This is a genomic window from Hyphomonas chukchiensis (assembly GCF_000682695.1).
Lineage (GTDB): Bacteria > Pseudomonadota > Alphaproteobacteria > Caulobacterales > Hyphomonadaceae > Hyphomonas > Hyphomonas chukchiensis.
In genome coordinates, this window is sequence record NZ_AWFG01000001.1 from 85792 (window position 1) to 109430 (window position 23639).

Annotated in this window: 23 protein-coding genes; 17 read left to right on the top strand and 6 right to left on the bottom strand. The window is 61.8% G+C overall.

Annotated elements, in window-relative coordinates; all coding sequences use genetic code 11:
* Positions 1–738 (top strand): tRNA pseudouridine(38-40) synthase TruA, encoded by a 738-nt coding sequence (gene truA, locus HY30_RS00400; RefSeq protein WP_034735827.1) that lies wholly within the window; start codon positions 1–3, stop codon positions 736–738.
* 126 nt (positions 739–864) lie between these two features.
* On the opposite strand, the gene HY30_RS00405 is transcribed toward truA, so the two are convergent.
* The 3 genes from HY30_RS00405 to HY30_RS00415 all read right to left on the bottom strand — a co-directional run bounded on the left by HY30_RS00405 (position 865) and on the right by HY30_RS00415 (position 2406).
* Positions 865–1158 carry a hypothetical protein gene (locus tag HY30_RS00405; RefSeq protein WP_155839195.1) on the bottom strand — a complete coding sequence of 98 codons (294 nt, stop codon included), beginning with the start codon at positions 1156–1158 and terminating at the stop codon, positions 865–867.
* Between the two features lie 100 nt (positions 1159–1258).
* Entirely contained in the window at positions 1259–2131 is an 873-nt protein-coding gene (locus tag HY30_RS00410; protein ID WP_034735831.1) for a hypothetical protein, read from the bottom strand.
* Positions 2132–2178: 47 nt separating this feature from the next.
* A complete protein-coding gene (locus HY30_RS00415; RefSeq protein ID WP_034735833.1) occupies positions 2179–2406 on the bottom strand; it encodes a DUF6471 domain-containing protein in 228 nt (75 codons plus the stop codon).
* Between the two features lie 103 nt (positions 2407–2509).
* On the opposite strand from HY30_RS00415, the gene HY30_RS00420 reads away from it, so the two are divergent.
* The 4 genes from HY30_RS00420 (at position 2510) to HY30_RS00440 (ending at position 7880) form a co-directional block, all read left to right on the top strand.
* On the top strand, positions 2510–3466 hold the full coding sequence (locus tag HY30_RS00420; protein ID WP_034735835.1) for an IS1595 family transposase: 957 nt from the start codon (positions 2510–2512) through the stop codon (positions 3464–3466).
* 84 nt (positions 3467–3550) lie between these two features.
* A complete protein-coding gene (locus tag HY30_RS18900; protein ID WP_051614549.1) occupies positions 3551–4099 on the top strand; it encodes a type II toxin-antitoxin system antitoxin SocA domain-containing protein in 549 nt (182 codons plus the stop codon).
* Between the two features lie 1074 nt (positions 4100–5173).
* The gene (locus tag HY30_RS00435; protein ID WP_034735837.1) at positions 5174–6598 is read left to right on the top strand and encodes a tetratricopeptide repeat protein; all 1425 of its coding nucleotides are present in this window, start codon (positions 5174–5176) and stop codon (positions 6596–6598) included.
* Between the two features lie 166 nt (positions 6599–6764).
* Entirely contained in the window at positions 6765–7880 is a 1116-nt protein-coding gene (locus tag HY30_RS00440; RefSeq protein ID WP_241765601.1) for an NADH:flavin oxidoreductase, read from the top strand.
* 9 nt (positions 7881–7889) lie between these two features.
* On the opposite strand, the gene HY30_RS00445 is transcribed toward HY30_RS00440, so the two are convergent.
* Entirely contained in the window at positions 7890–8378 is a 489-nt protein-coding gene (locus HY30_RS00445) for an SRPBCC family protein (RefSeq protein WP_034735839.1), read from the bottom strand.
* A 151-nt stretch (positions 8379–8529) separates the two neighbouring features.
* On the opposite strand from HY30_RS00445, the gene HY30_RS00450 reads away from it, so the two are divergent.
* The 11 genes from HY30_RS00450 to HY30_RS00500 all read left to right on the top strand — a co-directional run bounded on the left by HY30_RS00450 (position 8530) and on the right by HY30_RS00500 (position 19164).
* Positions 8530–8895 (top strand): EthD domain-containing protein, encoded by a 366-nt coding sequence (locus HY30_RS00450; RefSeq protein ID WP_034735841.1) that lies wholly within the window; start codon positions 8530–8532, stop codon positions 8893–8895.
* A gap of 131 nt (positions 8896–9026) precedes the next feature.
* Positions 9027–11876: a [protein-PII] uridylyltransferase gene (locus tag HY30_RS00455; protein WP_081811983.1), complete on the top strand. Its 2850-nt coding sequence runs from the start codon at positions 9027–9029 to the stop codon at positions 11874–11876.
* Between the two features lie 22 nt (positions 11877–11898).
* Positions 11899–13455: a murein biosynthesis integral membrane protein MurJ gene (murJ, locus tag HY30_RS00460; RefSeq protein WP_034735843.1), complete on the top strand. Its 1557-nt coding sequence runs from the start codon at positions 11899–11901 to the stop codon at positions 13453–13455.
* Positions 13456–13479: 24 nt separating this feature from the next.
* Positions 13480–14517, top strand: a complete 1038-nt coding sequence (gene trpS, locus HY30_RS00465) for a tryptophan--tRNA ligase (RefSeq protein ID WP_034735845.1) — start codon at positions 13480–13482, stop codon at positions 14515–14517.
* Positions 14518–14604: 87 nt separating this feature from the next.
* Positions 14605–15063: a copper chaperone PCu(A)C gene (locus HY30_RS18910; RefSeq protein ID WP_051614553.1), complete on the top strand. Its 459-nt coding sequence runs from the start codon at positions 14605–14607 to the stop codon at positions 15061–15063.
* Positions 15064–15241: 178 nt separating this feature from the next.
* On the top strand, positions 15242–16300 hold the full coding sequence (locus HY30_RS00475; RefSeq protein WP_034735846.1) for a hypothetical protein: 1059 nt from the start codon (positions 15242–15244) through the stop codon (positions 16298–16300).
* Positions 16301–16380: 80 nt separating this feature from the next.
* Entirely contained in the window at positions 16381–16962 is a 582-nt protein-coding gene (locus HY30_RS20615) for a NifU family protein (RefSeq protein WP_034735848.1), read from the top strand.
* A 33-nt stretch (positions 16963–16995) separates the two neighbouring features.
* Positions 16996–17595 (top strand): malonic semialdehyde reductase, encoded by a 600-nt coding sequence (locus tag HY30_RS00485; RefSeq protein WP_034735850.1) that lies wholly within the window; start codon positions 16996–16998, stop codon positions 17593–17595.
* 12 nt (positions 17596–17607) lie between these two features.
* Positions 17608–18252 carry a tRNA (adenosine(37)-N6)-threonylcarbamoyltransferase complex dimerization subunit type 1 TsaB gene (gene tsaB, locus HY30_RS00490; RefSeq protein WP_034735852.1) on the top strand — a complete coding sequence of 215 codons (645 nt, stop codon included), beginning with the start codon at positions 17608–17610 and terminating at the stop codon, positions 18250–18252.
* Complete coding sequence (gene rimI / locus HY30_RS00495; protein ID WP_034735853.1) at positions 18249–18704, top strand: ribosomal protein S18-alanine N-acetyltransferase; 456 nt, start codon at positions 18249–18251, stop codon at positions 18702–18704. Before tsaB ends, rimI begins: the two co-directional genes overlap by 4 nt.
* Positions 18705–18750: 46 nt before the next feature.
* The gene (locus HY30_RS00500; RefSeq protein WP_034735856.1) at positions 18751–19164 is read left to right on the top strand and encodes a Fur family transcriptional regulator; all 414 of its coding nucleotides are present in this window, start codon (positions 18751–18753) and stop codon (positions 19162–19164) included.
* A gap of 44 nt (positions 19165–19208) precedes the next feature.
* Here the strand turns inward: HY30_RS00500 and HY30_RS00505 are convergent, their stop codons facing one another.
* Together HY30_RS00505 and HY30_RS00510 are read right to left on the bottom strand one after the other, a co-directional pair.
* Positions 19209–20186 carry an NAD(P)H-dependent flavin oxidoreductase gene (locus HY30_RS00505; protein WP_034735858.1) on the bottom strand — a complete coding sequence of 326 codons (978 nt, stop codon included), beginning with the start codon at positions 20184–20186 and terminating at the stop codon, positions 19209–19211.
* A 99-nt stretch (positions 20187–20285) separates the two neighbouring features.
* The gene (locus HY30_RS00510) at positions 20286–21704 is read right to left on the bottom strand and encodes a DEAD/DEAH box helicase (RefSeq protein WP_034735860.1); all 1419 of its coding nucleotides are present in this window, start codon (positions 21702–21704) and stop codon (positions 20286–20288) included.
* Between the two features lie 252 nt (positions 21705–21956).
* On the opposite strand from HY30_RS00510, the gene treA reads away from it, so the two are divergent.
* Entirely contained in the window at positions 21957–23591 is a 1635-nt protein-coding gene (gene treA, locus HY30_RS00515) for an alpha,alpha-trehalase TreA (RefSeq protein ID WP_081811984.1), read from the top strand.
* Positions 23592–23639 lie beyond the last annotated feature (48 nt).

A 23639-nucleotide genomic window follows, 5' to 3' on the forward strand; every position in this document is an offset into this window, starting at 1 on the left:
ATGGCGCGTTACAAGCTTCTCATCGAATATCATGGCGGGCCCTATCAGGGCTGGATGCGGCTGCCCGGAAAGCCGACGGTTCAGGGCGCGCTGGAAGAGGCCGCGGCGGCGCTGGATGGCGGGCCGGTGGAGATATATGGCGCAGGGCGCACGGACAGCGGCGTGCACGCGATGGGACAGGTGGCGCATTGCGACTTTGCGATTGACCGGCCCGGCAAGGTGGCCGACGCGCTGAACGCGCATTTGCGGCCCCATCCGATTGCCGTGCTGAAGGCGGAGAAGGTGGACGAAGATTTCCACGCGCGGTTCAGCGCCAGGGCGCGCCACTATCGCTTTGTCATCATCAACCGGCGCGCCAACCTGACGGTTGAGAACGGGCTGGCGTGGCGCATCTCGCCGAAGCTGGATGCCAAGCGGATGCATGAGGCGGCACAGGTGCTGCTCGGCACGCATGATTTTACCACGTTCCGCGATGTGGAATGCCAGGCGCGCAGCCCGGTCAAGACGCTCGATAAGTTTGATGTCGCCCGCTATGGCGACCGGATCGAATGTACGCTCTCGGCGCAGAGCTTCCTGCACCGGCAGGTGCGCTCGATGGTCGGCTCGCTGGTGGAAGTGGGGCGCGGCAAGCGCGATGCGCGCTGGCTGACGCAGATACTGGAAGCGGCAGACCGCACGGCCTGCGGGCCGGTCTCACCGCCGGACGGGCTGTATCTCGAAAAAGTGGATTACGACTGAGTGAGCCCCCCGTCCATGGACCCCTGCCTTCGCAGGGGTCTGCGGCGTAACATGACACGTTGCACGTGCGGCGCCTGTGAGGGCGCTTGGGGGTGGGTTTCGGGTTTTCGGGAGTTGGATTGCGGGTCAGGTGTCCGGGATGGGCAGTGTTCGACCCAGCCCGGCGCTTGCGCCTGGGCCTGCTGCGGGGCAATCGCGGTGCGCTTGCTGATCCCTGCGCAGCATGCGCCGGGGATACGGAACTTCTGGAATTTCAGTTGAAAGCGCTGCCGCCAGCCGCGGCGAGACGGGAACGCTGATGCTGCGCGGCCCCTGCCCCGGCGCGTCGGATATGGCGTCCACATAGATAGTACCCCAGCGGTCGACGGAGATCAGCAGGCCCTGCCCGCTCTCCTTCATCCAGCGGTTCAGGTTCCACAATTGCAGCCATAGCCATGGCCAGAAGACCGGACTTATGTAGCAACCACACCAAAAACGAGCCGCAGCCGCGCTGCCCTAGGGGGCGGGGATGATTAGGGGGCTATGCGCCGGTCTTCTCGTTGTCGTATTCGGAGGCGTCCTTGATCTTCCGAAACATGGCCTTTCCTTCTTTCACCCGAAACATGCTTTCGAGATTGCCGGATTCCTTCACGACCGCGTAGAAACTAAATTCAGTTTCGTACAGGTGCCCAAAGACGTCCCTGTACGTCACCCTCCCATCGACCTCCATGCGTTCGACACCATACTGTTCAGCCCAACTTTCACTCAAGGCAGTCTGAATTTCGTCTTTGCGTTCGTAGGGAAAAGCCAAAAACATTGGCTCTCCAGTGGCGGGCATAACACTATCCACTTTCTTTTCTCCCGTTGGCACGGATTGGAAGCGTGTTCGCAATGGGGCAAGTGCGTTGGCGGTATGAGCTTTGATTGTCAGAGTGGCAGTGGGATTCACCTCCAAGGCTGGTGTGGCCCCGCTGTTCTCGATTTTTATTCGGATGGAAGCGATGTAGCGGCCCCGGATATTGAGGAGCCTCTTCTTGGTGCCGTTGGGATCAGGAAGAATGAAGGCAGCCGAAGACACCCAAACGTAAGCCTTGACTTGGTTCTCACCCACAGCCCTTTGGATTCCGGATTGCTTCCGCATCTCAAAGAGGTTCTCGTAGACCAGAGCGATCCCGACCATACTAGCGAGCAAGCCAACTACTCCCATAGCCATCAGAACTATTGTAGCGCCCGCAACATCTTGCTGGGCGCGCAAATCCTGGTGTGTGTGCTTTTGATCGTAGGTGGTGGAGGACTTGTCCAGCAGGCACTCCACTTGCTCAACGAGCGTCGTGAAAGTCCGGCATTCCATTTGATATTCGGAGTAGCTGGAATTGCTTCGGGCAGCATTCTCGCGCTGTTGAGCATTATCCATTTGGTATAGCGCGTACCAGATAAATACGCCGACTATTACTAGCAGAGTTATCCCTGAAGCCGAAGTGTATCCACGTTTGCGGCTTCCAAACATTGCAGCATAAATGCGGCTGTGAACTTTCCTCGGCTCAGTTTGTTCCTGATGTTCGCTTCCTTCTCCCATACGCCTATGGCCTCCAGCCTCTCGACTAACTGACTATAGGTGATTCCCTTCAACTTGAGTTGGGCTTTGAGAAGGTTTGCCGCCTTCTCTTCCCATTCGTTCCTGTCTGCCATGTATCTCTCCTAGTGAGGAATGCACTATAAGCGATACATTTGCCCTTGTCTACGATACCAGTATGTACTATATACGATACATACACACTGGAAACGATGACAAATGGCACAGCACTTCCTCCTCTCAGCAGCAGCGCGCACCCTCTCGCTTCGCCAGATCTACAAGGCGGGTGAAGATGCAGCCTATGCGACGTTCTGCACGCTCCGCTGGCCGGAGACGGCTGGCGAAGCTGTTTGTCCTGACTGTGGCTGCTTTGAAGTCTACAAGATCACCACGCGCCGCACGTTCAAGTGCAAGGCCTGCTATCGTCAGTTCTCTGTCACGTCTGGCACGATCTTCGCCAGCCGCAAACTTTCGTTCTGCGACCTGCTCGCTGCAGTCTGTCTGTTCGTGAACGGCTCCAAGGGCCGCTCCGCTGTCCAGCTGAGCCGGGAGCTTGGCGTCCAGTACAAGACGGCTTGGGTCATGGCCCACAAGCTTCGCGAGTCCATGCAGGACGAATACGAAGGTCAGAAGGTTGCTGGCGAAGTCGAGATTGATGGCGCTTATTTCGGTGGCCACATCCGCCCCGCCAACCACCGCAAGGATCGCGTTGACCGTCGCCGCAGGCGCTACCAGACCGGAACCCGCCGCGTGGTCATCGTCGCCCGTGCCCGTGAAGGCCGCACGCTCACCTTCGTGACACGCAACGAAGCAGATGGCGTTGATCTGGTTGCCCGCACTGTAACCGCTGGTTCGATCATCTACGCAGACGAAGCCTCGCACTGGGATCACCTGTCACGCGGTTACGCGATGGGCCGGATCAATCACGAGGAAAGCTATTCCAATCTGGACGGCACCCACACGAACGGCGCTGAAAGCTTCTTCTCACGCCTTCGCCGGATGGTTCGCGGCCAGCACCACTTTGTCAGCCCGAAGTACCTTCACCAGTACGCTAACCACGCCGCTTGGCTGGAAGATCACCGCCGCGAGAGCAATGGCGATCTGACGATGCGTCTGGCTGGAAATGCAATGGCTGCGCCTGTTAGCCGTCAATTTGCTGGCTATTGGCAAAGGTAGGAATGTTCGCTACAGGCGAACATTGAAATCACTGGAAATTATTAATCCATTGATTCTTAACGAAGAATCTATATATTGAAGCCTGTGGAAAAACGTATTCGTTTCAAGTTTGCTGCCGAAAAGGCCCTTGCCGCGATCCATTATATGGTTTGCGAGAGTCCCGGTATTGATCTGCACGGCATGATGAAGACCTGCTACTTTGCAGACAAGTCCCACCTTGAGAAGCACAAGCGGCCAGTGTTCGGCGCAACATACAGAGCAATGCGATTTGGCCCGGTTCCACTCGAAATTTACGAGATGGCGAAGGGTGAGTCTTATTGGCTAGCAGAGCTTCAAGTAGACAGTCTCCCGTGGAGGCTCGATGGCTACAAACTGCACCTCGCAGATACACAGACAAATTCGTGTGCACCGGACTTAGGCGCACTGTCTAAGACCGACATCGATGAGATACAATCCGCTCTGCAATTAGCCTGCTCGTTGTCGTTTGATGCGCGCACAAGAGCTACACACGGTGACGACTGGCAGCGAGCAGAGCTTGGGATTATGCAATACGAGGATATGATTCCAGAATCTCCTAATAAGGGAGAGCTAGTGGCATATCTTAGAGAGACGGCGCATAACCTGCGACTATGATTGCGGCGGGTCAGATTGTTTGGGTTTACGATGGCGTAATTCGACCGCCCGGCAATAAGATGTATGTGTGTCTTTGTCCCCAAAATGGTCTTTACTTCAGAATAAACTCTTTGGGGCATTGGCCGGGTTCGGTGCCAATTTCACAATCCGATCACCCATTTCTGGACCATGACAGTTTTATCGAGTGCAATGGTCCACTAGAGGTCGATGACTATTCGATCGAGGAAAGCTTGCGTGTCGATGGCGTTCTGGGGGAATTGCGCCCTACTCTAAAGACGTTGATTATTGAAGTGGTGAGCGCATCTCCGTTATTACCCGAAAACTACAAGACCCTTATCATCACTGGTCTATCTTAGGCCGCCATCCAAACTAGCGCCCGTCCGCACATTTTGACTGTGCTGACATTCCCCTCCCGCCTATCCGCCCTCAAGCACTTGCTAATCCGCATAGTAGCCCGCGCCACATACTCCGCGTCTCTCCCCACATACACCCGCTCTGCAATCTCCCTACTCGTGAGCGGCCTGTCTGCGGCTTCCAGCACGTCCAGACATGCGCGCCTTAGTCCGCCATTGCGAAACACCCTGACGCTCTCAGCGGGCATGATAGAGGCAATCTCGCCCTCATAGCCCAGCACTCGCAGCGTGCGGTCCAGCGCCTTTATGTCCGCAGAGCGTCCGCCCTCGCGTAACAGCTCTATGCGCTTGGTGAGAAGCCCCAGGATTGTCACGTTGTAGGATCGCGTGCGCTGGGGGCGAAGTTTTCCAGAAGGCTGTAGCGTCAGTTCCATAGACACAGAATCCGACATCTGACAGAATCTTGGAAGGCGTGAAGTTGGTGCGTCTGCTACATAAGTCCGCAGAAGACGACATGGACGTGCGCATAAAGATGAGCGTGAGCCGGGTGCATGGCGCGCAGTATACGCGCAGTGGGAGGGGGTGGGGAAAAGTGGGGGCATTTCCGACGGGAAAGCATCGAATGGATGGATTTCATAATATCAATTTAAGATAGATTAAATCCCGCGCGTTTAGAGGAGTCTTCAGCCGCGCCCAGGACGGCCCTGTTAGGGATTATGCCATGACCAGCCTGTCGTTTCCCCCTCCTGTGAAGCAATTCCTGGCTGCAATTGTCGCCGCCTCGATTTTGACGGCCTGCACCCAGAGCGGCGCTGGAGACTTTGCGGCCAACGTGACGGAGACAGATTGGGCCGATGAGCCTTACTCCGTCATTCTTTCACGGGTGGACGATGTTCCCGCCTTTCGGGAAGCCCTTGAAACCGGCAAGAAGATTCGTTCGGCAAATGAGCAGACCGTGATTGGCCTCGCAAAAGTGTATGGCTGGCGCATCGAGCAGGATGTGTCTGCTGGCCTGGCCATGCTGGAGACAGCCTGCGACCGCGACCAGATGAGAGCCTGCCAGAGCATCGGCTGGGTCATCGCACAACAGAACAATCCGCAATCGGTTTCGAGGCGGATGGGTTACCATTCGCGTGCCTGCGAAGGCGGCGTGGTACTGGCCTGCGCCGGGCTGACAGAAGCTTATGCCAACGGACACGGCACCGAGAAGAGCGTCGAAAAGGCGCTGGCCTACGCGGAGATATCCTGCCGCGACATGAGCACGCGCGGCTGCGCCAATGCCGCCAGCTACCTTATTGCGGTGCTGCCTGACCAGGCCGAGGCCAAGCTGAAGCAGGCGTGCGATGTGGATAATATTCACGCTTGTGAAAACCTGGGGCTAGCCTTGCTGAAAGGTGTGTATGGTGAAGACAGGGTGGCTGAAGCAGCAAAGCCCTATGAACGCGGGTGTCTGGCGAGTTCCGCCCAATCGTGCACCCAGCTGGTCAACGGTATGATCACGGACAAACTGACACCGGCCGATGCCAACAGCGTCTTGCTGATGTCAGAGACACTCTGCAGGGCCGGGGCGACCGAAACCTGCCTTCAGCTGGCCTATCACTTCGGACGCGCAGGCGCCGCCCCACATCCGGCCCGAAGCTTTCGCGCGGCCAATGCAGGATGCAACCAGGGCGACATAACAATGTGCAGATGGCTCGCAGAAGACCATCGCGACGGGGTCGGGACACCGAAAAACCTGGAGAAGGCGCAGAGCTTGTACGCGTGGCTCTGTGAGAACGGGGAACTTGTGAATTGTCAGGATGCCGCTGAACTGAAGCTCCTTCTGACCAACGCCAAAGCCCCGGAAGAGACCGGAACGACCACTTGTGATTTTGGCGATGCAGAAGCCTGCCGCACGCTGGCATGGGAATATGCGACGGGCGATAAACGCGCGCAGGACACGGCGCGGGCAACCCAACTGTTCCAGGCAGGCTGTGACAAGGGCAACGCAAACAGCTGTATCGATCTCGGTTCGCTCAATGATTGGGCGATGTTTGGGGTGGCCGAAGACAAGGAAGCGGCGCGGGAACTTTACGTTCGCGCATGTGACATGGGCTCCAAGGACGGGTGCGACCTGCTCGACCAGTCGCTCAGCGCGGCCCGATAGAAGGCCGCCCCGGATCCAACGTTTAGCGCCGCTAAACCAACACGATATGTTGCCTTGGGCGGGGACGGGCCCATGTTGCGTGGGTCGGCGCTGAAGCGTGCGGCGTTTGCAACCGATCTGACCACATACGAGGCCCATGATGACAACCGCTCCCCTGTTTGAAACAATGACCCTTCCCCATGGGCCCGCGTGGAAGAACCGCTTCATGCTGGCGCCGCTGACCAATACGCAGAGCCATCCCGACGGAACGCTGTCGGACGAGGAATATCACTGGCTGACCATGCGGGCCGAAGGTGGGTTTGGCCTGGTCATGACGGCGGCGGCCCATGTGCAGGCCGTGGGACAGGGCTTTCCCGGCCAGATCGGCGCGTTTGACGACAAGCATATCCCGGGCCTGACGCGGCTGGCCGCCGGGCTGAAGGCGAAGGGCGCGGTCTCGTCGCTGCAGCTGCACCATGCGGGCGACCGTTCGCCGGCCGATCTTGTCGGCGTGCCGGTAGGCCCGTCGGACGAGGCGGACAAGGGCGTGCGCGGCCTGACGCTGGCGGAAGTGGAACAGCTGCGCGATGATTTCATTGCGGCGGCTGTGCGCGCGAAAAAGGCCGGGTTTGACGGCGTGGAAGTGCATGGCGCGCATGGCTATATCATCGCGCAATTCCTGTCGGCGGAGATCAACAAGCGCGAGGACGCCTATGGCGGCAGCCTGGAGAACCGGGCGCGCCTGCTGTTCGAGATTGTGGATGGCATTCGCGCCGCGACGGGGCCGGACTTCCAGCTTGGCCTGCGCCTGTCGCCCGAACGCTTCGGCCTTGACCTGAGCGAGATGCTGACCGTGACGAAGCGCGTGTTTGCCGAGCAGGTGATCGACTTCTTCGACCTGTCGGCCTGGGACGTGAACAAGGAGCCCGCCGACGATGCCTTCGCGGGCCAGACGCTGGTGTCGCTGTTCACCGCGCTGGACCGGGGCAGGATCCGCCTTGGCGCGGCGGGCAAGATCATGGACGCGGAGACGGCTGTCAGCGTGCTGGAAGCGGGATGCGATTTCGTGGTGATCGGGCGCGGGGCGATCCTGCGGCATGACTTCCCCGAGCGCGTGCGCCGGGATGTCGCCTATACGTCGCCGCCTTTGCCCGTGCCGGAAGCCTGGCTGAACGCACAAGGCCTCAGCACAAAGTTCGTGGACTATATGCGCAGCTGGCCGAACTATCTCGCCAAGGACGGCGACGATACGAGCGCCTATGACGACCTTCAGGTGAAGCTGGAGCCTGACACCGTCAGCTGATGCGGGGGGCTAGAGGCCGAAGCGGGCCTTGTCGCCGGCGATCAGGGCCTCAAGCTTCGGCAGGCCGGCCCTGATGCCGCCGGCGAGCTGTTTGCTGACAAGAAAGCCGAGCGGGAAGATCGCGCTGACGCGGCCCGTCCAGCGCAGTTCGCAGCCGCCGAGCACGTCGACGATCTCATAGTCCTCGATGCCGGCGGAGATGGGCAGGCTCGACTTGTCGAAGCGGAAGGCCATGCGGCGGCCTTCTTCCCAGAGGAAGAAATATTCCTCGATGACCATGTCGCCGATCTCGACGGTGCGGGTCGTGCCGTCCCGGAAGGGCTGGGGGCTGGTCCAGGTGACCTTGGTGATGGGCAGCCATTCGGTCCAGGCCTCGGCATCGAGCAGGGCAGCCCAGACGGCGCTGGCGGGGAACGGGAACTTGTGCGCGATGGTGCCCTTGGCGCCTTCGAGATAATGCTCGGCGACCGGTTTGTGCTGTTTCAATGCCTTGGCCATAAGTCATGCCCTCCCCTGCTTGGCGTCGTGAAAAACTATGCTGGTGGAGCGGCGTGCTTGTCAAAGGCGCAGGCGGGATGCCGTGGCGTCAGTGCGCGAGGCGCCTGCGACGGGCATCGACAGGCCTGAAAGCCGCGACTAGGTTTGCTCCATGATCAAGCTGACCTTCTGCCTTCGCCGCCTGCCGCACCTCAGCCGCGAGCAGTTCCAGACCTATTGGCGCGAGCAACATGCGCCGCTTGTCGCCAAGCATGCCGAGACGCTGGGGGTGCTGCGCTATGTCCAGCTGCACACCGGGCATGAGGCGCTGAACACAGGCATTGCCGGCTCGCGCGGTGCGCCAGCGGAATATGATGGCGTGGCCGAGCTCTGGTTCGAGAGCGAAGAGGCCATGGCGGCCAATACGAGCGAGGCCGCAGCGGCCGCCGGGCGCGAACTGCTGGAAGACGAACGGAAATTCATCGACCTCGCCAACTCGCCGCTCTGGTTCGGCGACGAGCATGTGATTGTGGGCTGAGGCGCTGGCCGGCTGAGTTACCATATTTGAAACCGGTTTGGCCTAGACCCATCTTTGACGGGGTCACTCCTGCCCCCGAACCCGGAAATGTGGCCATGGTCGGCAGCGCCGGAGCTGCTATAGGATAGTGCATGAACGTTACGTCGAACCCTGCAAGCACCGGCCCAAGCCTTGTCGACACCCGCAATTCGGCGCTGCGCCGGCCCGGCCGCTGGCGCATCTCCAACATCATTGACGGGCGCGCGCTGCGGGTGAAGCTGACAGCCGCCGCCCAGCACCATCAGGGCGACGCACAGGCCGCGCGCAAAGTGGTGATCGACCATCTGCACGCCGCCCTCTTCCGCGGCCGCATGATCGCGCAGGAGCGCCTGCAGCAGGGCGCCGACGGGCTCGACACCGCGCGCCTGCTTTGCGCCGTGCAGGATGAAGTGATCAGCGCGCTTTATGATTATACGACGACGCATGTGATCCGCGCCCGCAACCCCACAGAGGCCGAGCGTATCGCGGTCGTGGCGACCGGCGGATACGGACGCGGCGTGATGGCGCCCTCTTCCGACACGGACCTCCTGTTCCTGCGCGCCTACAAGGTGAGCCCGCATACCGAGAGCGTGATCGAATACATGCTCTACGCGATGTGGGACATGGGGCTGAAAGTCGGCCACGCGTTCCGCACGCCGCAGGACTGCGTGAAGCTGGCCGCCGAGGATGTGACGATCAAGACATCCATGCTGGACGCGCGTTTCATCTGCGGCGACGAGGCGCTGGCGACGGACATGTTCGAGCTGTTCCAGCGCGAGGCCGTGAAGGGCAAGGATGCCCAGTTCATTGCCGACAAGCTGGCCGAGCGCGATGCACGCCATGCCCGCCATGGCGATGCGCGCTATGTGGTCGAGCCGAACCTCAAGGAGGGCAAGGGCGGCCTGCGCGACCTGCAGACGCTCTACTGGATTACCAAGCACATGTATGGCGGGCGCACGCTGGAAGACGTGATGCAGAATGGCCCGTTCACGCCGCACGAATATGCCATCTTCATCCGCGCCGCGAAATTCCTCTGGACCGTGCGCTGCCATCTTCACTTCGTGACAGGGCGTCCGGAAGAACGGCTCGGCTTTGACCTGCAGCCGGAGATCGCGTCCCGAATGGGCTACCGCGACCGGGGCGAGCAGCAGGGCGTGGAGCGCTTCATGAAGCGCTATTTCCTGATCGCCAAGGATGTCGGCAGCCTGACGCGTATCCTGGCCGCGAAACTGGAAGCCGACCACAAGAAGAAGCCCGAAGGCCTGCGCCGTTTCCTGCCGATCCGCGCGCCCCAGGCGCTGAAGGAAAACGGCTTCATCATCGACAATAACCGTATCAATACGGTCGACGAAGACGTGATGGCGTCCGATCCGCTAAACATGCTGAGGCTGTTCACGATTGCCCGGCGCGAGGGCAAGGACATCCACCCCGATGCCCTGACCGCGCTGACCCGCAACCTGCGCGCCATGAATGACAGCGTACGCGAGACACCAGAGGCCCGCCGGCTGGTGCTGGAATCCATCATGGGCGGCGACCGCCCTGGACAGGTGCTGCGCTGGATGAACGAGTCCGGCCTGCTGGGCCGCGTGATGCCGGAGTTTGGCGGCATCGTCGCGCAGACGCAGTTCAACATGTACCATCACTATACGGTGGACGAGCACACGATCCGTGCCGTGGAATACATTTCCGACATGGAGCATGGGCGCGGCGAGACGATCAAGCTGGTCAGCGAACTGTTCCCGATGCTGGAAAACCGCCGGGCGCTCTACATGGCGATGCTGCTGCACGACACCGGCAAGGGCAAGGGCGACCAGCAGATCGAGGGCATGAAGACGTCGCTGCGCGCGTGCCAGCGCCTTGGCCTGCCGGAGGCCGAGAGTGAACTCGTGGCCTGGCTGGTGGGGCATCACCTCGAAATGAGCGAAACGGCCCAGAAACGCGATATTTCCGATCCGCGCACGGTCGCGAAATTCGCGGACCTTGTCGGCTCGCTGGAGCGGCTGCGCCTGCTCTACATTCTCACCGTGGCCGACATCAAGGCCGTCGGCCCGGCTGTGTGGAATGCGTGGAAGGGCCAGTTGCTGGCCGACCTTTACAATAACACTGCGGCGGCCCTGCGCGGCGGACGCACTGACGAGGCCGGCGTGCTGGCCGAACTGGAAGCGCGCGCCGAGCGCCGCCGCGAAGCCCTGATCGACCGGGTTGGCAAAGTGCCGGCGCTGATGCTGGAAATGGAAACGGCCTACTGGACGGGTTTCGATCTCGATGACCTCGCCTGGCAGGCCCGCGTGCTGAATGACGAACAGGAAGTGGTGGCGCACCGCTATCTCGCCGATGGCGGCGCGGTGGCGATGATCGTGTCCGGCGCTGACCGGACGGGCCTCTTCGCAGACCTCGCCGGAACGCTCGCGCGGCTCGGCGCCAACGTGGTCTCGGCGCAGGTTTTCACCAGCAACCGGGGCCGTATCGTCGATATCTTCATGCTGCAGGATGCGAGCAAGGGCGCCTTTGCTGCCGGCGATGCGCCGCGCATGGAACGGCTGGAAAAAGCCATGCGGGACGCGCTCGCCGACAATGCCATCAAGGGCGAAGTGAATGCGCGGGCCGGACGGCGCGAGGCGGCTTTTCTTGTGCAGCCTTCGGTGCAGATCCGCGACGACCTTTCGGCCGACTATACGGTTATCGACATTGCCGGGCGCAACCGGCCGGGCCTGCTGCATGAAGTGGCCGACGTGCTGGCCGACATGAAACTGTCTATCCACTCGGCGCATGTCGGCTCCTATGGCGAGCGTGTGTTCGATGCCTTCTATGTGCAGAATGCCCGCGGCCAGAAAATGGGCACAAAAGCCCGCAAGGATACACTCAAGGAACGTCTTTTGGCCGTATTGGGGCGCGAAGAACCGGATGCACCGCAAACCCCGGCCCGGAAACTGAAACGCTCCCGCGCCGTGGACAGCTTCTGAGAATTCACCCAAGGGAAATTGCATGAGCGTCGCGCGCAACACTCTCGTGCAATCGTCCCTGACGCTGGCCAGCCGCGTGCTGGGCATGGTGCGCGATATCCTTCTGGTGGCGACGATCGGCGCCGGGCCTGTCGGCGATGCCTGGGCGACGGCGCAGCAATTCCCGAACCTGTTCCGCCGCATCTTTGCCGAGGGGGCTTTTGCGTCCGCTTTCGTGCCGACCTATGCGCGCACGCTGGAGGCCGAGGGGCCTGAAGCGGCCCGCGCCGTGGCGCAGGAGGCGATGCGCGTTCTGTTTGCGGCGACGGCGGCCCTCACCATCCTGGCGCAGATATTCATGCCCTGGGTGCTGCTGCTGATCCATGGCGGACAGGCCGACGACCCGGAACACTATAATCTGGCCGTACTGCTGACGCGGGTGACGATGCCCTACCTGACCTTCATGGCACTGGCGGCGCTCTTGTCAGGTGTGCTGAACTCATCGGAGCGGTTCATCCTGTCGGCTGGCGTGCCGACCCTATTGAACCTCTGCCTGATCCCGGCGGCGCTGATCAGCGATGACCCGGTAACCACGGCCAAGGCCGCCTCCATTGCGTATTTTATCGCAGGCGTGTTGCAGGCAGGTGCCCTTTGGTGGGGCGTCAGCCGCCAGAAAGTGCATCTCAGCCTGCTCGGCCTGCCGCGCCTGACCCCGGCGGTGAAGAAGGTGATGATGCTGGCCCTTCCCGGCACGTTTGCGGCCAGCGGCACGCAGATCAACATCATTGTCAGCCAGTCGCTCGCGAGTTTCGAAGTGGGCGCCAAGAGCTGGCTCTATGCGGCTGACAGGCTCTACCAGCTGCCGCTCGGCCTTGTCGGCGTGGCCGTGGGCGTCGCGATCCTGCCGCGCCTGTCGCGGGCCGCGCGGGCGCTGGACGATGATTCCAGCCGGGCGACGATGGACGAGGGCATCGGGCTTGCCATGGCGCTGACCCTGCCGGCGGCGGCTTCGCTGCTGATTGCGCCGGTCTTCCTGATCGATGCCTTCTTTGCACGCGGCGAGTTTACCACGTTCGATGCGCTGCAATCAGGCAATGCCCTGTTCCATTTCGCCTGGGGCGTTCCCGCCTTTGTGCTGATCAAGGTGCTCGCGCCGGCCTTCTTTGCCCGCGAGGACACGAAAACGCCGATGCGCTATGCACTCGTCTCCGTCTTCATCAATACGGTGCTGGGCGCGGGCCTGTTCTTCTGGATGAAGGCCAACGGCATGCAGGGCTTTGTCGGCCTCGCGATTGCGACCAGTGTGGCTGCTTGGGTCAATGTCACCCTCCTCTGGACGACGCTGGTGCGGCGCGACTGGTACAGGCCGGGACCGAAACTGGCCTCCGGCGTGATAAGGGCGCTGCTCGCCACGGCGGCCATGGCTGCGGTCGTCCTCTACCTGCTACGCATCCTGCCGAGCGTGGAGACGCATCTCTATGGCAGCAAGGCGCTTTCGGCCGGTGTGATCGTGCTGGCAGGCGGCGTGACCTATGCCGTGGCGGCCCTGATCACGGGCGCCGTACGGATCAGCGACATCCGCCGCACTATGCGACGTTGATCAAACGCGCTATTGGCCCTGCCCATGACTGATACGACCCCTGCCTATACCGGCCCCGAGCGCGTTTTCTCCGGCATCCAGCCCACGGGAAACCTGCACCTTGGCAACTATCTCGGCGCGCTGAAAAAGTTCGTCGATCTTCAGGAAGCGGGCCACGACTGCATCTTTTCGGTCGTGAACATGCATGCGATCACCCTGCCCGTGGGCCGCGAGGCGCTGCTGGACCAGACGCGCCAGATTGCGGCCGCCTTCCTTGCGTGCGGTATCGATCCCGACAAATCGATCATTTTCGCGCAATCGGCTGTGCCCGCGCATGCGGAACTCGCCTGGGTGTTCAATTGCGTCGCCCGCATGGGCTGGGTCGAGCGGATGACGCAGTTCAAGGACAAGGCCGGCAAGGATTCCGAGCGGGCCTCTGTAGGCCTGTTCACCTATCCCGTGCTGCAGGCCGCCGATATCCTCGCCTACAAGGCGACACATGTGCCCGTCGGCGAGGACCAGAAACAGCACCTTGAGCTCAGCCGCGACATCGCCGACCGGTTCAACCGCGAATATGACGCGCCGGGCTTCTTCCCCCTTCCCGAGCCCATGATCAAGGGCCCCGGTGCGCGGATCATGAGCCTGAAGGACGGCACGAAGAAGATGTCCAAGTCCGACCCGTCGGACCTGTCGCGCATCAACCTTGTCGATACGTCCGACGAGATCTCCAAGAAGATCAAGAAGGCCAAGACCGACCTAGAGGGCGACATGCCGAGCGAGGTCGAGGGCCTGAAGGGGCGGCCGGAAGTCGAAAACCTGGTCGGCATCTATAGTGCGCTGTCGGGCGAGAGCGTCGAGGCCGTGCTGCGCCAGTTCGGCGGACAAGGCTTTGGCGTGTTCAAGCCTGCGCTGGCGGATGTGACGGTGGCGCACCTCGCGCCGATCACCGCGCGCTATCGCGAAATCCTTGCGGATCCGGCGGGCATCGACCGCGCGCTGGCCAAGGGCGCCGAGAAGGCACGTGCGATTGCTGCGCCGATCATGGACGAAGTGCGGGATATCATCGGTTTCTGGCGCGGCTAGTGCCTCCCTGCGGCGGCATGCACCCTTCCCCTACTGTCGCATCAGGCCTAGCGTTAAACCAGAATAATTCCCCCGGAAGGATATCTCATGAAACGCCTCTCCCTCGCCGCGACGCTGATTGGTTTTGGCCTGCTGGCTGCCTGCTCAAGCCCCGTGCCTGAAGGCGAAAGCGCGCTTGAAGTGTCAGACGCCTATATCGTCATGCCGGCCGGCGGACAGGGTATTGCTAGCGGCGGCATGGTGGTGAAGGTGCGCGGCGCCGACGAGATGCTGGTCGGGGCGACCACCGATGCGGCCGACAGTGTCGAGATCCATACCATGTCCATGGAGGATGGGGTTATGCGGATGCGTCAGGTGGAATCGCTGCCTGTCACCGAGAAAGAGCCCCTCGTGCTGAAGCGCGGCGGCAACCACCTCATGTTCTTCGGCTTCGACAAAAGTCTCGCCGTGGGCGATTCGGCCGACGTGGTGCTGACCTTCAGCAATGGTCAGGGCAAAGAACAAATGCTGGTCACAACGGCCCAAATCATTGGCCAGGCAGACTGACTGCCATTTTTTTGAGCAATCGCTGAGCAAAAAAACCAAAGCACACCAAGGGCTTTGGCAACTGACTTGCAATCAAAATTGCGGGTTGCCTAGATTTAACTGTTAAGGGACTGTTAATAGGCTTTAATTGCCCGCATAGTGTCGTAGGGGCAACAGTTTCAGCGTTTGGATGTAGAGTATGGCATTTGATAGTCGCCTGCCAGCGGCCTACCAGGAGGAAGGGCCCGTCGTGACCCGGATCGGTACCGACCATCTCGTGACTTTCGACTATGCCGAACCCAGTCCGATCATGTTGTTCTTCCAGCGCTGGTGGCGCCGCTCCATCCTGATGCTGAAGGTCGGTACGGTTGTTGGCGCCGTGCTCGCCTATCCGGTCATGACCGTGATGTCGCACAAGATCGACGACAGCGACGTGGTTCTTTCGTCAACGCAGGCCTGGTCCTCGCCGGAAGCCGGCGTTGCCATCAACAAGATTGCCCGCGAACTGGAAGGCACCGGCTGGGCCGGCGACCGCGCCAGCTGGCACCCGCAGGCCCGGCTCACCGCGATGCCCGCCTGGCAGAAGGCCACCGCTGATGCGCTGGCCGAACATGCAAGGCTGCTGGCCGTGATGAGCCCGGTCAATGGTGAGCCGGACGCTGATCTCACCGCTGCGGCCCGCCTGCTGCACGGCATGCCGGGTGACGACATGCGCCCCCGCCTGACGTCGGCTGCCGAGGCGCTGAACCGTTTTGACACACGCTCTGCCCGGGGCCTCGCCACCCAGCCCGACAGGATGGAGCTGCTCAAGGCCGAATCCCGCCTCTTTGCTGGCTGGGCCGAGACCGACCTCGCCGACCTTTCCGCCCAGATCAACGCGGAGACGGTCGAATGGCCAGCCAGCCGCCAGGACATCATTGCCTTCTATGGCGCCAAGGCCCGCGCGCATGTCGCCCGCGAAATGCTGCTGGCCTCTGAGCGCGCCGATCCCCGCTTCAGCCGCATGCCCGATGTGCAGGCAGCCATGACGAAGGCCAAGGAGGCCTGGGGCCACGCAGCGCACATGAAACCGCTGATCGTTTCCAACCAGCCCGGCGACGGCATGCTGATGGCCAATCACCTGGCCGGCATGGGATTCTACCTGTCCGAAGCCAAGGCTGCCACACTGGAACTGGCTAATGCGGTTGAGGCCCTGCCGGCAGAAGACGTCGAATCCGTCGCCTCGCTGGACGCTGGCCTGGGCGTTGCGGCCCCCTGAACGCGGCTTTCCCCTTGAACACATAGCATCGTCGGGCCATCTGGACCCTTAGATAGCCATGTGAGAGGGGCCTGAAGCCCATGTTCATCCAGACCGAGCCGACCCCGAACCCGGATACCGTAAAATTCCTGCCCGGATTGCCCGTTGCGGGCGATCTCGGCCCGTTCGACTTCCCTGATATCGGCAGCGCCCGCATGAGCCTGCTCGCGCGCGCCCTCTTCCAGGTGGACGGCGTTGACCGCGTGTTCCTCGGCAGCGATTTCGTGTCGATCAACAAGGACCCGGATCGCGACTGGAAACACGTCAAACCGATGGTGCTGGCCGCGATCATGGACCATTTCATGGCCGGCCTGCCCGTTGTCGAGGATGGCGCTATTGCCTCTGGCGGGGAGACCGGTGATGACACGGTCTACGAAGGCGAAGCGGCTGAAATCGTTGAAGAGATCAAGGAATTGATCGAGACGCGCGTGCGCCCGGCCGTTGCCCAGGATGGCGGCGATATTATCTTCCACCGCTTCGAACCGGAGACAGGCATTGTGCACCTGTCGATGCGCGGCGCCTGTGCCGGGTGTCCCTCCTCGACAATGACGCTGAAGCAGGGCATCGAAAACATGCTCAAGACCTATGTGCCGGAAGTCACAGCCGTCGAAGCCGTCCTTTAGGACACTTACAACACGATAGAAGGACACCTCGCCATGGCTCACCCGGTCAACGACCACGCCCTTGACGTCATCTTCCGCGATGCACGCAGCCAGAACGGCTTTCTCGACAAGTCGGTGCCCGAAGTGCTCGTCCGTGCCGTTTATGACCTCGCCAAAATGGGCCCGACCAGCGCGAATTGCTGCCCGGCCCGCTTTCTCTGGATCACCAGCGACGAGGCCAAGGCCCGCCTGAAGCCTCACATGAGCGGCAACAATACCGATAAGACGATGGGCGCGCCCTATGTCTGCATCATCGCCTACGACCTGAAATTCCAGGAAAAAATTCCGAAACTCTTCCCGCATGCCCCCGAAGCAAAAGACTGGTTCAATTCCAATCGCGACGAGACCGCCTTCCGCAATGGCACGCTGCAGGGCGCCTATCTGATGATTGCGGCCCGCGCGCTCGGCCTCGATTGCGGCCCGATGTCCGGGTTTGATGCCGATGGCGTCAACAAGGAATTCTTCGAGAGCCAAGACGGCGAGATGCAGCATTGGCGCGCCAATTTCATCTGCAATATCGGCCATGGGGACAAATCCAAGCTGTTCGACCGCAGCCCGCGTCTCGACTTTGAAGAAGCCTGCCGGGTTCTCTGATCCCGCACAAAAATGCTGGTTCTCGCTCTCAATACCGCCTCTGCCGCTCTCGAAGCGGCACTGGTGCGCGACGGTGATATTCTCGCCGACGCGCGCGAGGACATGGCGCGTGGCCAGGACAGGCAACTGCCGGGCTTCGTGGAGCGCCTGCTGGCGGAAGCGGGCGTGACGCTGCAGGACGTTGATCGCATCGCCGTGGTGACCGGTCCGGGCAGCTTCACAGGCATCCGCATCGGCGTCGCCTATGCCCGCGGCCTGGCGCTGGTAACCGGCGCACCCTGCATTGGCGTGACCAGCCTTGAAGCGGCCATTCCGGCCGGCATGGAAGGCAACACGCTCGGCGCGCTGCAGGCACAGAAACGCCCACCGGACCAGACATGGTGGGTGCAGGGCCTTGAGGGCGATGAGGGCATATCGACGCCCGTGGAAGTGAGCCTTGATGCGCTGAAGGCCATGCTGGAGGGTTTCCTGGTGCCGATCTTCATGGATGGCGCCGAGGCGCTTGGCAGGCTGGCAGACGGCCTCGACATACGGCCGATGCGGCCCTCCGCGATTACCGCCGCGCTGAAGGCGCCCGCCTTTGACGCTGGCAGCCATCCCCCTGCCCCCGTCTATGCCCGCGAGCCGGACGCGACCCTGCCGGGACAAAAGTCATGACCCAGCCCGTCGTGGTGCTCCGTCCCGACGACGCCGGACGGGTCGCCATGCTGCACGGGACCGGCTTTGCCGATCCGTGGAGCCCCGCAGCCTTTCGCGACCTCCTGTCGGAGAGCACAACGCTGGGACTTGGCGCAGAACGCTCTGGCACGCTTGCCGGCTTTGTGCTCGTGCAGACTATCCTGGACGAAGCTGACATCCTGACAATTGCCACGGCGCCAGACTTCAAGCGCATGGGGATCGCCGCCCACTTGCTGAAAAGCCTGATGTCGCGGCTGGGCGAGCGCGGCATTTCCCGCATCATGCTGGACGTGGCAGAGGACAACCTGCCAGCCCGGAGCCTCTATGAAGGGCTCGGCTTCAGCGAGGACGGCCGCCGCCCCGGCTATTACACGACCGGACGTGATATTCCGGTCGCTGCCGTGCTCATGTCGCGGTCGCTCGCGTTATGAGCGCTACCATCTGGACTTCCCGCGCCACTGGGGGCAGATAAGTGAAATGGACAGACTAGAAAAACTCTGCGCTGAAAAAGGCCTCCGCATGACGGAGCCGCGACGCGTTATCGCGCGCATCCTGTCGATGTCGGATGACCATCCCGATGCCGAAGAGCTGCACCGCCGCGCCAACACGATGGATTCCTCGATTTCACTGGCGACTGTCTATCGCACCGTGAAGCTCTTCGAGGACGCAGGCATCATCGAGCGCCATGATTTCCGCGACGGGCGCGCCCGCTACGAGGAAGTGCCCGACGAGCACCATGACCACCTGATCGACATCAAGACGGGCGGCGTCGTGGAATTTCATTCCGAAGAGATTGAAGCCCTGCAGATCGAGATCGCACGCAAGCTCGGCTACAAGCTGGTCGATCACCGTCTGGAGCTTTACGGGATACCGCTCAAGGACGGCGAGTAGGCCGACCGCCTCCCCCGCCGGGGAGAGGCGGCGCAGCAGTAAAACTAGTTCTTGAGGAAGCCGCTGAGGCGCTTGTTGATGATCTCTTCGGCCTCGGCCATGATCCGGTCGATCAGTTCCTTACAGGTCGGGATATCGTGGATGAGGCCGGCGACCATGCCGCAGCTCCATGCGCCGGCGTCCATTTCGCCATCCATCATGATGCGCGGATAGACGCCTGCCACTTCCTCGGCAATGTCCTTGAACTCGAGCTTCGAGCCGAGTTCCTTTTCCTTCACCAGCAGGCGTTCCACGGCGGCATTGGTCAGCACGCGTTCGGTATTGCGCAGCGGGCGCATGACGAGGCGCGTGTCCAGTTCGCTGGCCGCGACGATGGCGTCCTTAACGTTCTGGTGCACGGGGGCTTCCTTGGTGGCGATGAAGCGCGTGCCCATGTTCATGCCTTCGGCGCCCATGGCGAGCGAGGCAACGAGGCTGCGCCCGTCAGCCTGACCGCCCGAGGCGACGAACGGGATATCCAACTCGTCAGCCGCGCGTGGCAGAAGGATCATGTTCGGGATGTCATCTTCGCCCGGGTGGCCACCGCACTCGAAGCCATCAACGCTGACTGCGTCACAACCGATCGACTGGGCTTTGAGCGCGTGGCGCACGGCGGTACATTTGTGGATGACCTTGATACCGTGTTCCTTGAGGATCGGCAGGACCTGCACGGGATTGTTCCCGGCGGTCTCGACGGCCTTCACGCCGCCATCGATGATGGCTTTCACATAGCCCGGATAGTCCGGTGCGTTGACGACCGGCAGGAAGGTGAGGTTTACACCGATTGGCTTGTCCGTCATGTCGCGGCAGCGGGCAATCTCGTTGGCAAGATCTGCCGGGGTACGCTGCGTGAGCGCCGTGATGATGCCGAGACCGCCAGCGTTTGATACCGCCGCCGCCATTTCGGCAAAGCCGACAAAGTGCATGCCGCCCTGGATGATCGGGTGCTCGATGCCGAACATTTCGGTGATACGGGTTTTCATGGGTCGCCTCCAAATACGATTTTGCGCCATCCTTGAACAAGGACGGCGCAAGTCGCAAGGCTTACGATGGGTAAAGGGCGGCTGCCCCTCGCCCCTTCCCTAGCTGGACGCGGGCGACCATGAACCACGGCTGCGCGCCGCTGCCGGTGTGGCGCCGCCGCCATTGCCGGACCGCTGGCCACCGGGCTTGCCACCCTGTTTGCGGCCACCATTGCCGCCGCCGGAGTTCGGCTTGCCGCCGTGTCCGTGGGCACGCGGCTTGCCACCCCCACCGCCACCGCTGCGAGCATGGCCGCGACCGCCACCACCGCCGCCCGGACGGCTGCGTCCGCCATTGCGTTGCTGCTTGTGCGGGCCTTCTTCTTCCGGCTGCGACAGGTCGAGCGCCGTGCCGGCTGGCGGATCAAGGCGCGCAATGGACTTGCCGGTCAGCTTTTCGATATCGCGCAGGTAGGCGCGTTCATCATTGCCGACCAGCGAGATGGCGATACCGGTCTTGCCGGCGCGGGCCGTACGGCCGATGCGGTGGACATAGGATTCGGAGATGTTCGGCATGTCGAAATTGATGACATGGCTGACGCCATCGACATCAATGCCGCGTGCGGCGATATCGGTTGCGACCAGGATCGGCGCCTTGCCGCTCTTGAAAGCGTCGAGGGCGCGAATGCGCTGGTTCTGGCTCTTGTTGCCATGAATGGCTTCGGCATAAAGGCCGTCATTGGCGAGGTGTTTCACCACCTTGTCGGCGCCATGCTTGGTGCGGGTGAAGACGATCGCGCGGTCCATGTCGTCAGCCGAGAGCAGCTCCGACAGGAAAGCGGGCTTTGCATTACCCTTGATCATGTAGACGGCCTGTTCGATGCGCTCGACAGGGCGCGATTCCGGCGTCACGGCAATTTCGACCGGGTCACGGAGGAAATCGTCAGCAAGCGCGCGGATCGGCTTCGGCATGGTGGCCGAGAAGAGCAGTGTCTGGCGCTTCATTGGCACGGCAGCCATGACCTTGCGGATGGCCGGCATGAAGCCGAGATCCATCATCTGGTCGGCTTCGTCGAGCACGACGGCGGTCGTGTCAGCGAGGCTGATGGCTTTGGTATCCATATGGTCGAGCAGGCGGCCGGGTGTGGCGATCAGGAAATCGACGCCGCGCGACATGGCCTTGATCTGCGCACCGGGCTTCACGCCACCGACAACGACAGCAACGCTGGGGCGCATGTGGCTGCCATAGGCACGAACGCTATCGGCAATCTGGGCGGCCAGTTCGCGGGTTGGCGCGAGGATAAGGACGCGGGCCGTGCGAGGCGCAGGGCGCGATGGCTTGGTGGCCAGCAGGCTCAACAGCGGCAGCACGAAAGCAGCGGTCTTGCCGGTGCCGGTCTGGGCGATGCCGACAACATCCTGGCCCTTGAGCAGAACGGGAATGGCTTGCGCCTGGATTGGGGTCGGCGTGGTGTAGCCCTCAGCTGTAATGGCTTTGAGGACGGGCTCGGCGAGGCCGAGTTCGGTAAACTGGGTCAAAATGACTCTTTCATGTTCGTGCGCACAAAACAGGGCACAATGCCCCGGCGCGCGGATGGCTCTAATTGTAAAGGAAGCCTTTGGTGATCGGCATCCCGGTTCGTTTGCGCACTCGACGCGAAACCGGATAGGCTTACGATCAATGCGAGAGCAGCGGCACGCCTTTAAGGGGCGCTGTCCCTGCTGAGGCAGCCTATGGCACGCTTTGCTGCGCCGCACAAACGAATTTGTGAGTGAAAGGGTTAACGCGGAATGAGACACGACTGGATACGACGCTCCGCGTTGGCATTGGCCCTGCTGGGCGTTGCCTGCAATGTGACACCGCAAAAGGCGGCCGAGACAGCCTCCGACACTGCACCGCCCTCTATCCTGTTCGGTGATCTCTATAGTGATGCGGCCAAGGCCCGCATCCATCCGGACACGAAGACGCTAGCCGATGCCGTGCCCCTGCGTGCGCCAGCCGATATCGTGGCGGACTATGACAAGCAGAAGCCGCTGTCGGAGACCGCGCTGCGCAATTTCTTCGATGCCAATTTCCGTATCGACCCGCCAGTTGAAACAGTGGCACCGCCTGAGGGCCTGTCCCTGCGCGACCATATCGCCGCGCTCTGGCCGCTGTTGACGCGCACGACGAAAAAGGCCGAGCCGGGCAGCTCGCGCCTGCCCTTGCCGGAGCCTTACGTGGTACCGGGTGGACGCTTCACCGAGATCTATTACTGGGATTCCTATTTCACCATGCTGGGCCTTGGGCCCGATCAGGCGGGGCTGCGCCGTCATATGGTCGATGATTTCGCCTACATGATCCGCACCTATGGCCATGTGCCGAATGGCAGCCGCACCTATTATCTCAGCCGCTCGCAGCCGCCCTTCTTCTATCTCATGGTCTCGCTCCTCTCGCCGAACGATCCGGCCAGGGCCTGGGCGGAATACCTGCCTGAACTGAAAGCCGAGCATGACTTCTGGATGGCGGGCGAGACAGACGCCGCGCCGGGCGCACCGTCGCTGCGCGTGGTGAAGCTGGCTGATGGCAGCCTGCTGAACCGCTATTATGACGGGCGCGACGTGCCGCGCGATGAATCCTATGGGGAGGACCTTGCGGTGGCCGCAGGCAGCAGCCATCCGGCGTCGCAAGTCTATCGCGATATCCGCGCGGCCGCAGAGAGCGGATGGGATTTCTCATCGCGATGGTTCGTGGACGGCAAATCCCTGACGACCATCCACACGACGGATGTGGTGCCACCGGACCTGAACAGTCTGCTCTACGGCCTTGAAAAGGCAATCGCTGCTGGCTGCCTCGTAGCGGATGATCCGGCCTGCGCCATTACCTATGCAGCGAAGGCCGACAAGCGCCGCGCCGCGATCAATGCCTTGCTCTGGAATGCGGACAGCGGCCTCTATGACGATCTCGACTGGAAGACGGGCAAGCTGCTCGGCCATGTCACAGCCGCCGGGATCTACCCGCTCTTCACAGGCGCCGCAGACGAAACAAAGGCGGCCGAGGCTGCATCAGCCACCCGTGCGCACCTCCTGCAGCAGGGCGGCATCGTCACCTCCACGATCGATACGGGACAGCAATGGGACGCGCCAAATGGCTGGGCGCCGCTGCAATGGGTGTCAGTAACAGGGCTATGCCGCTATGGCGACGCGGCGCTGGCAGGCGACATCGCCCGGCGCTGGGTCTCCACCGTCTCGCGCGTCTATGACGGCACGGGCCGCCTGCTGGAGAAATACAATGTCATGGACGCCGTGCCGGGTGGCGGCGGGGAATATGCCTTGCAGGACGGATTCGGCTGGACCAATGGCGTTACAATCGCCCTGATGGATGCGATGGCGGGGCCAGGCGAGGCTGACGCGGCCTTTACCTGCCCTGTTGTGACGGGCCCCTGACGCAAGGGCAGTGCGGCGTCTGCGCCCCTAAGGGATTTTCCGGAGTGT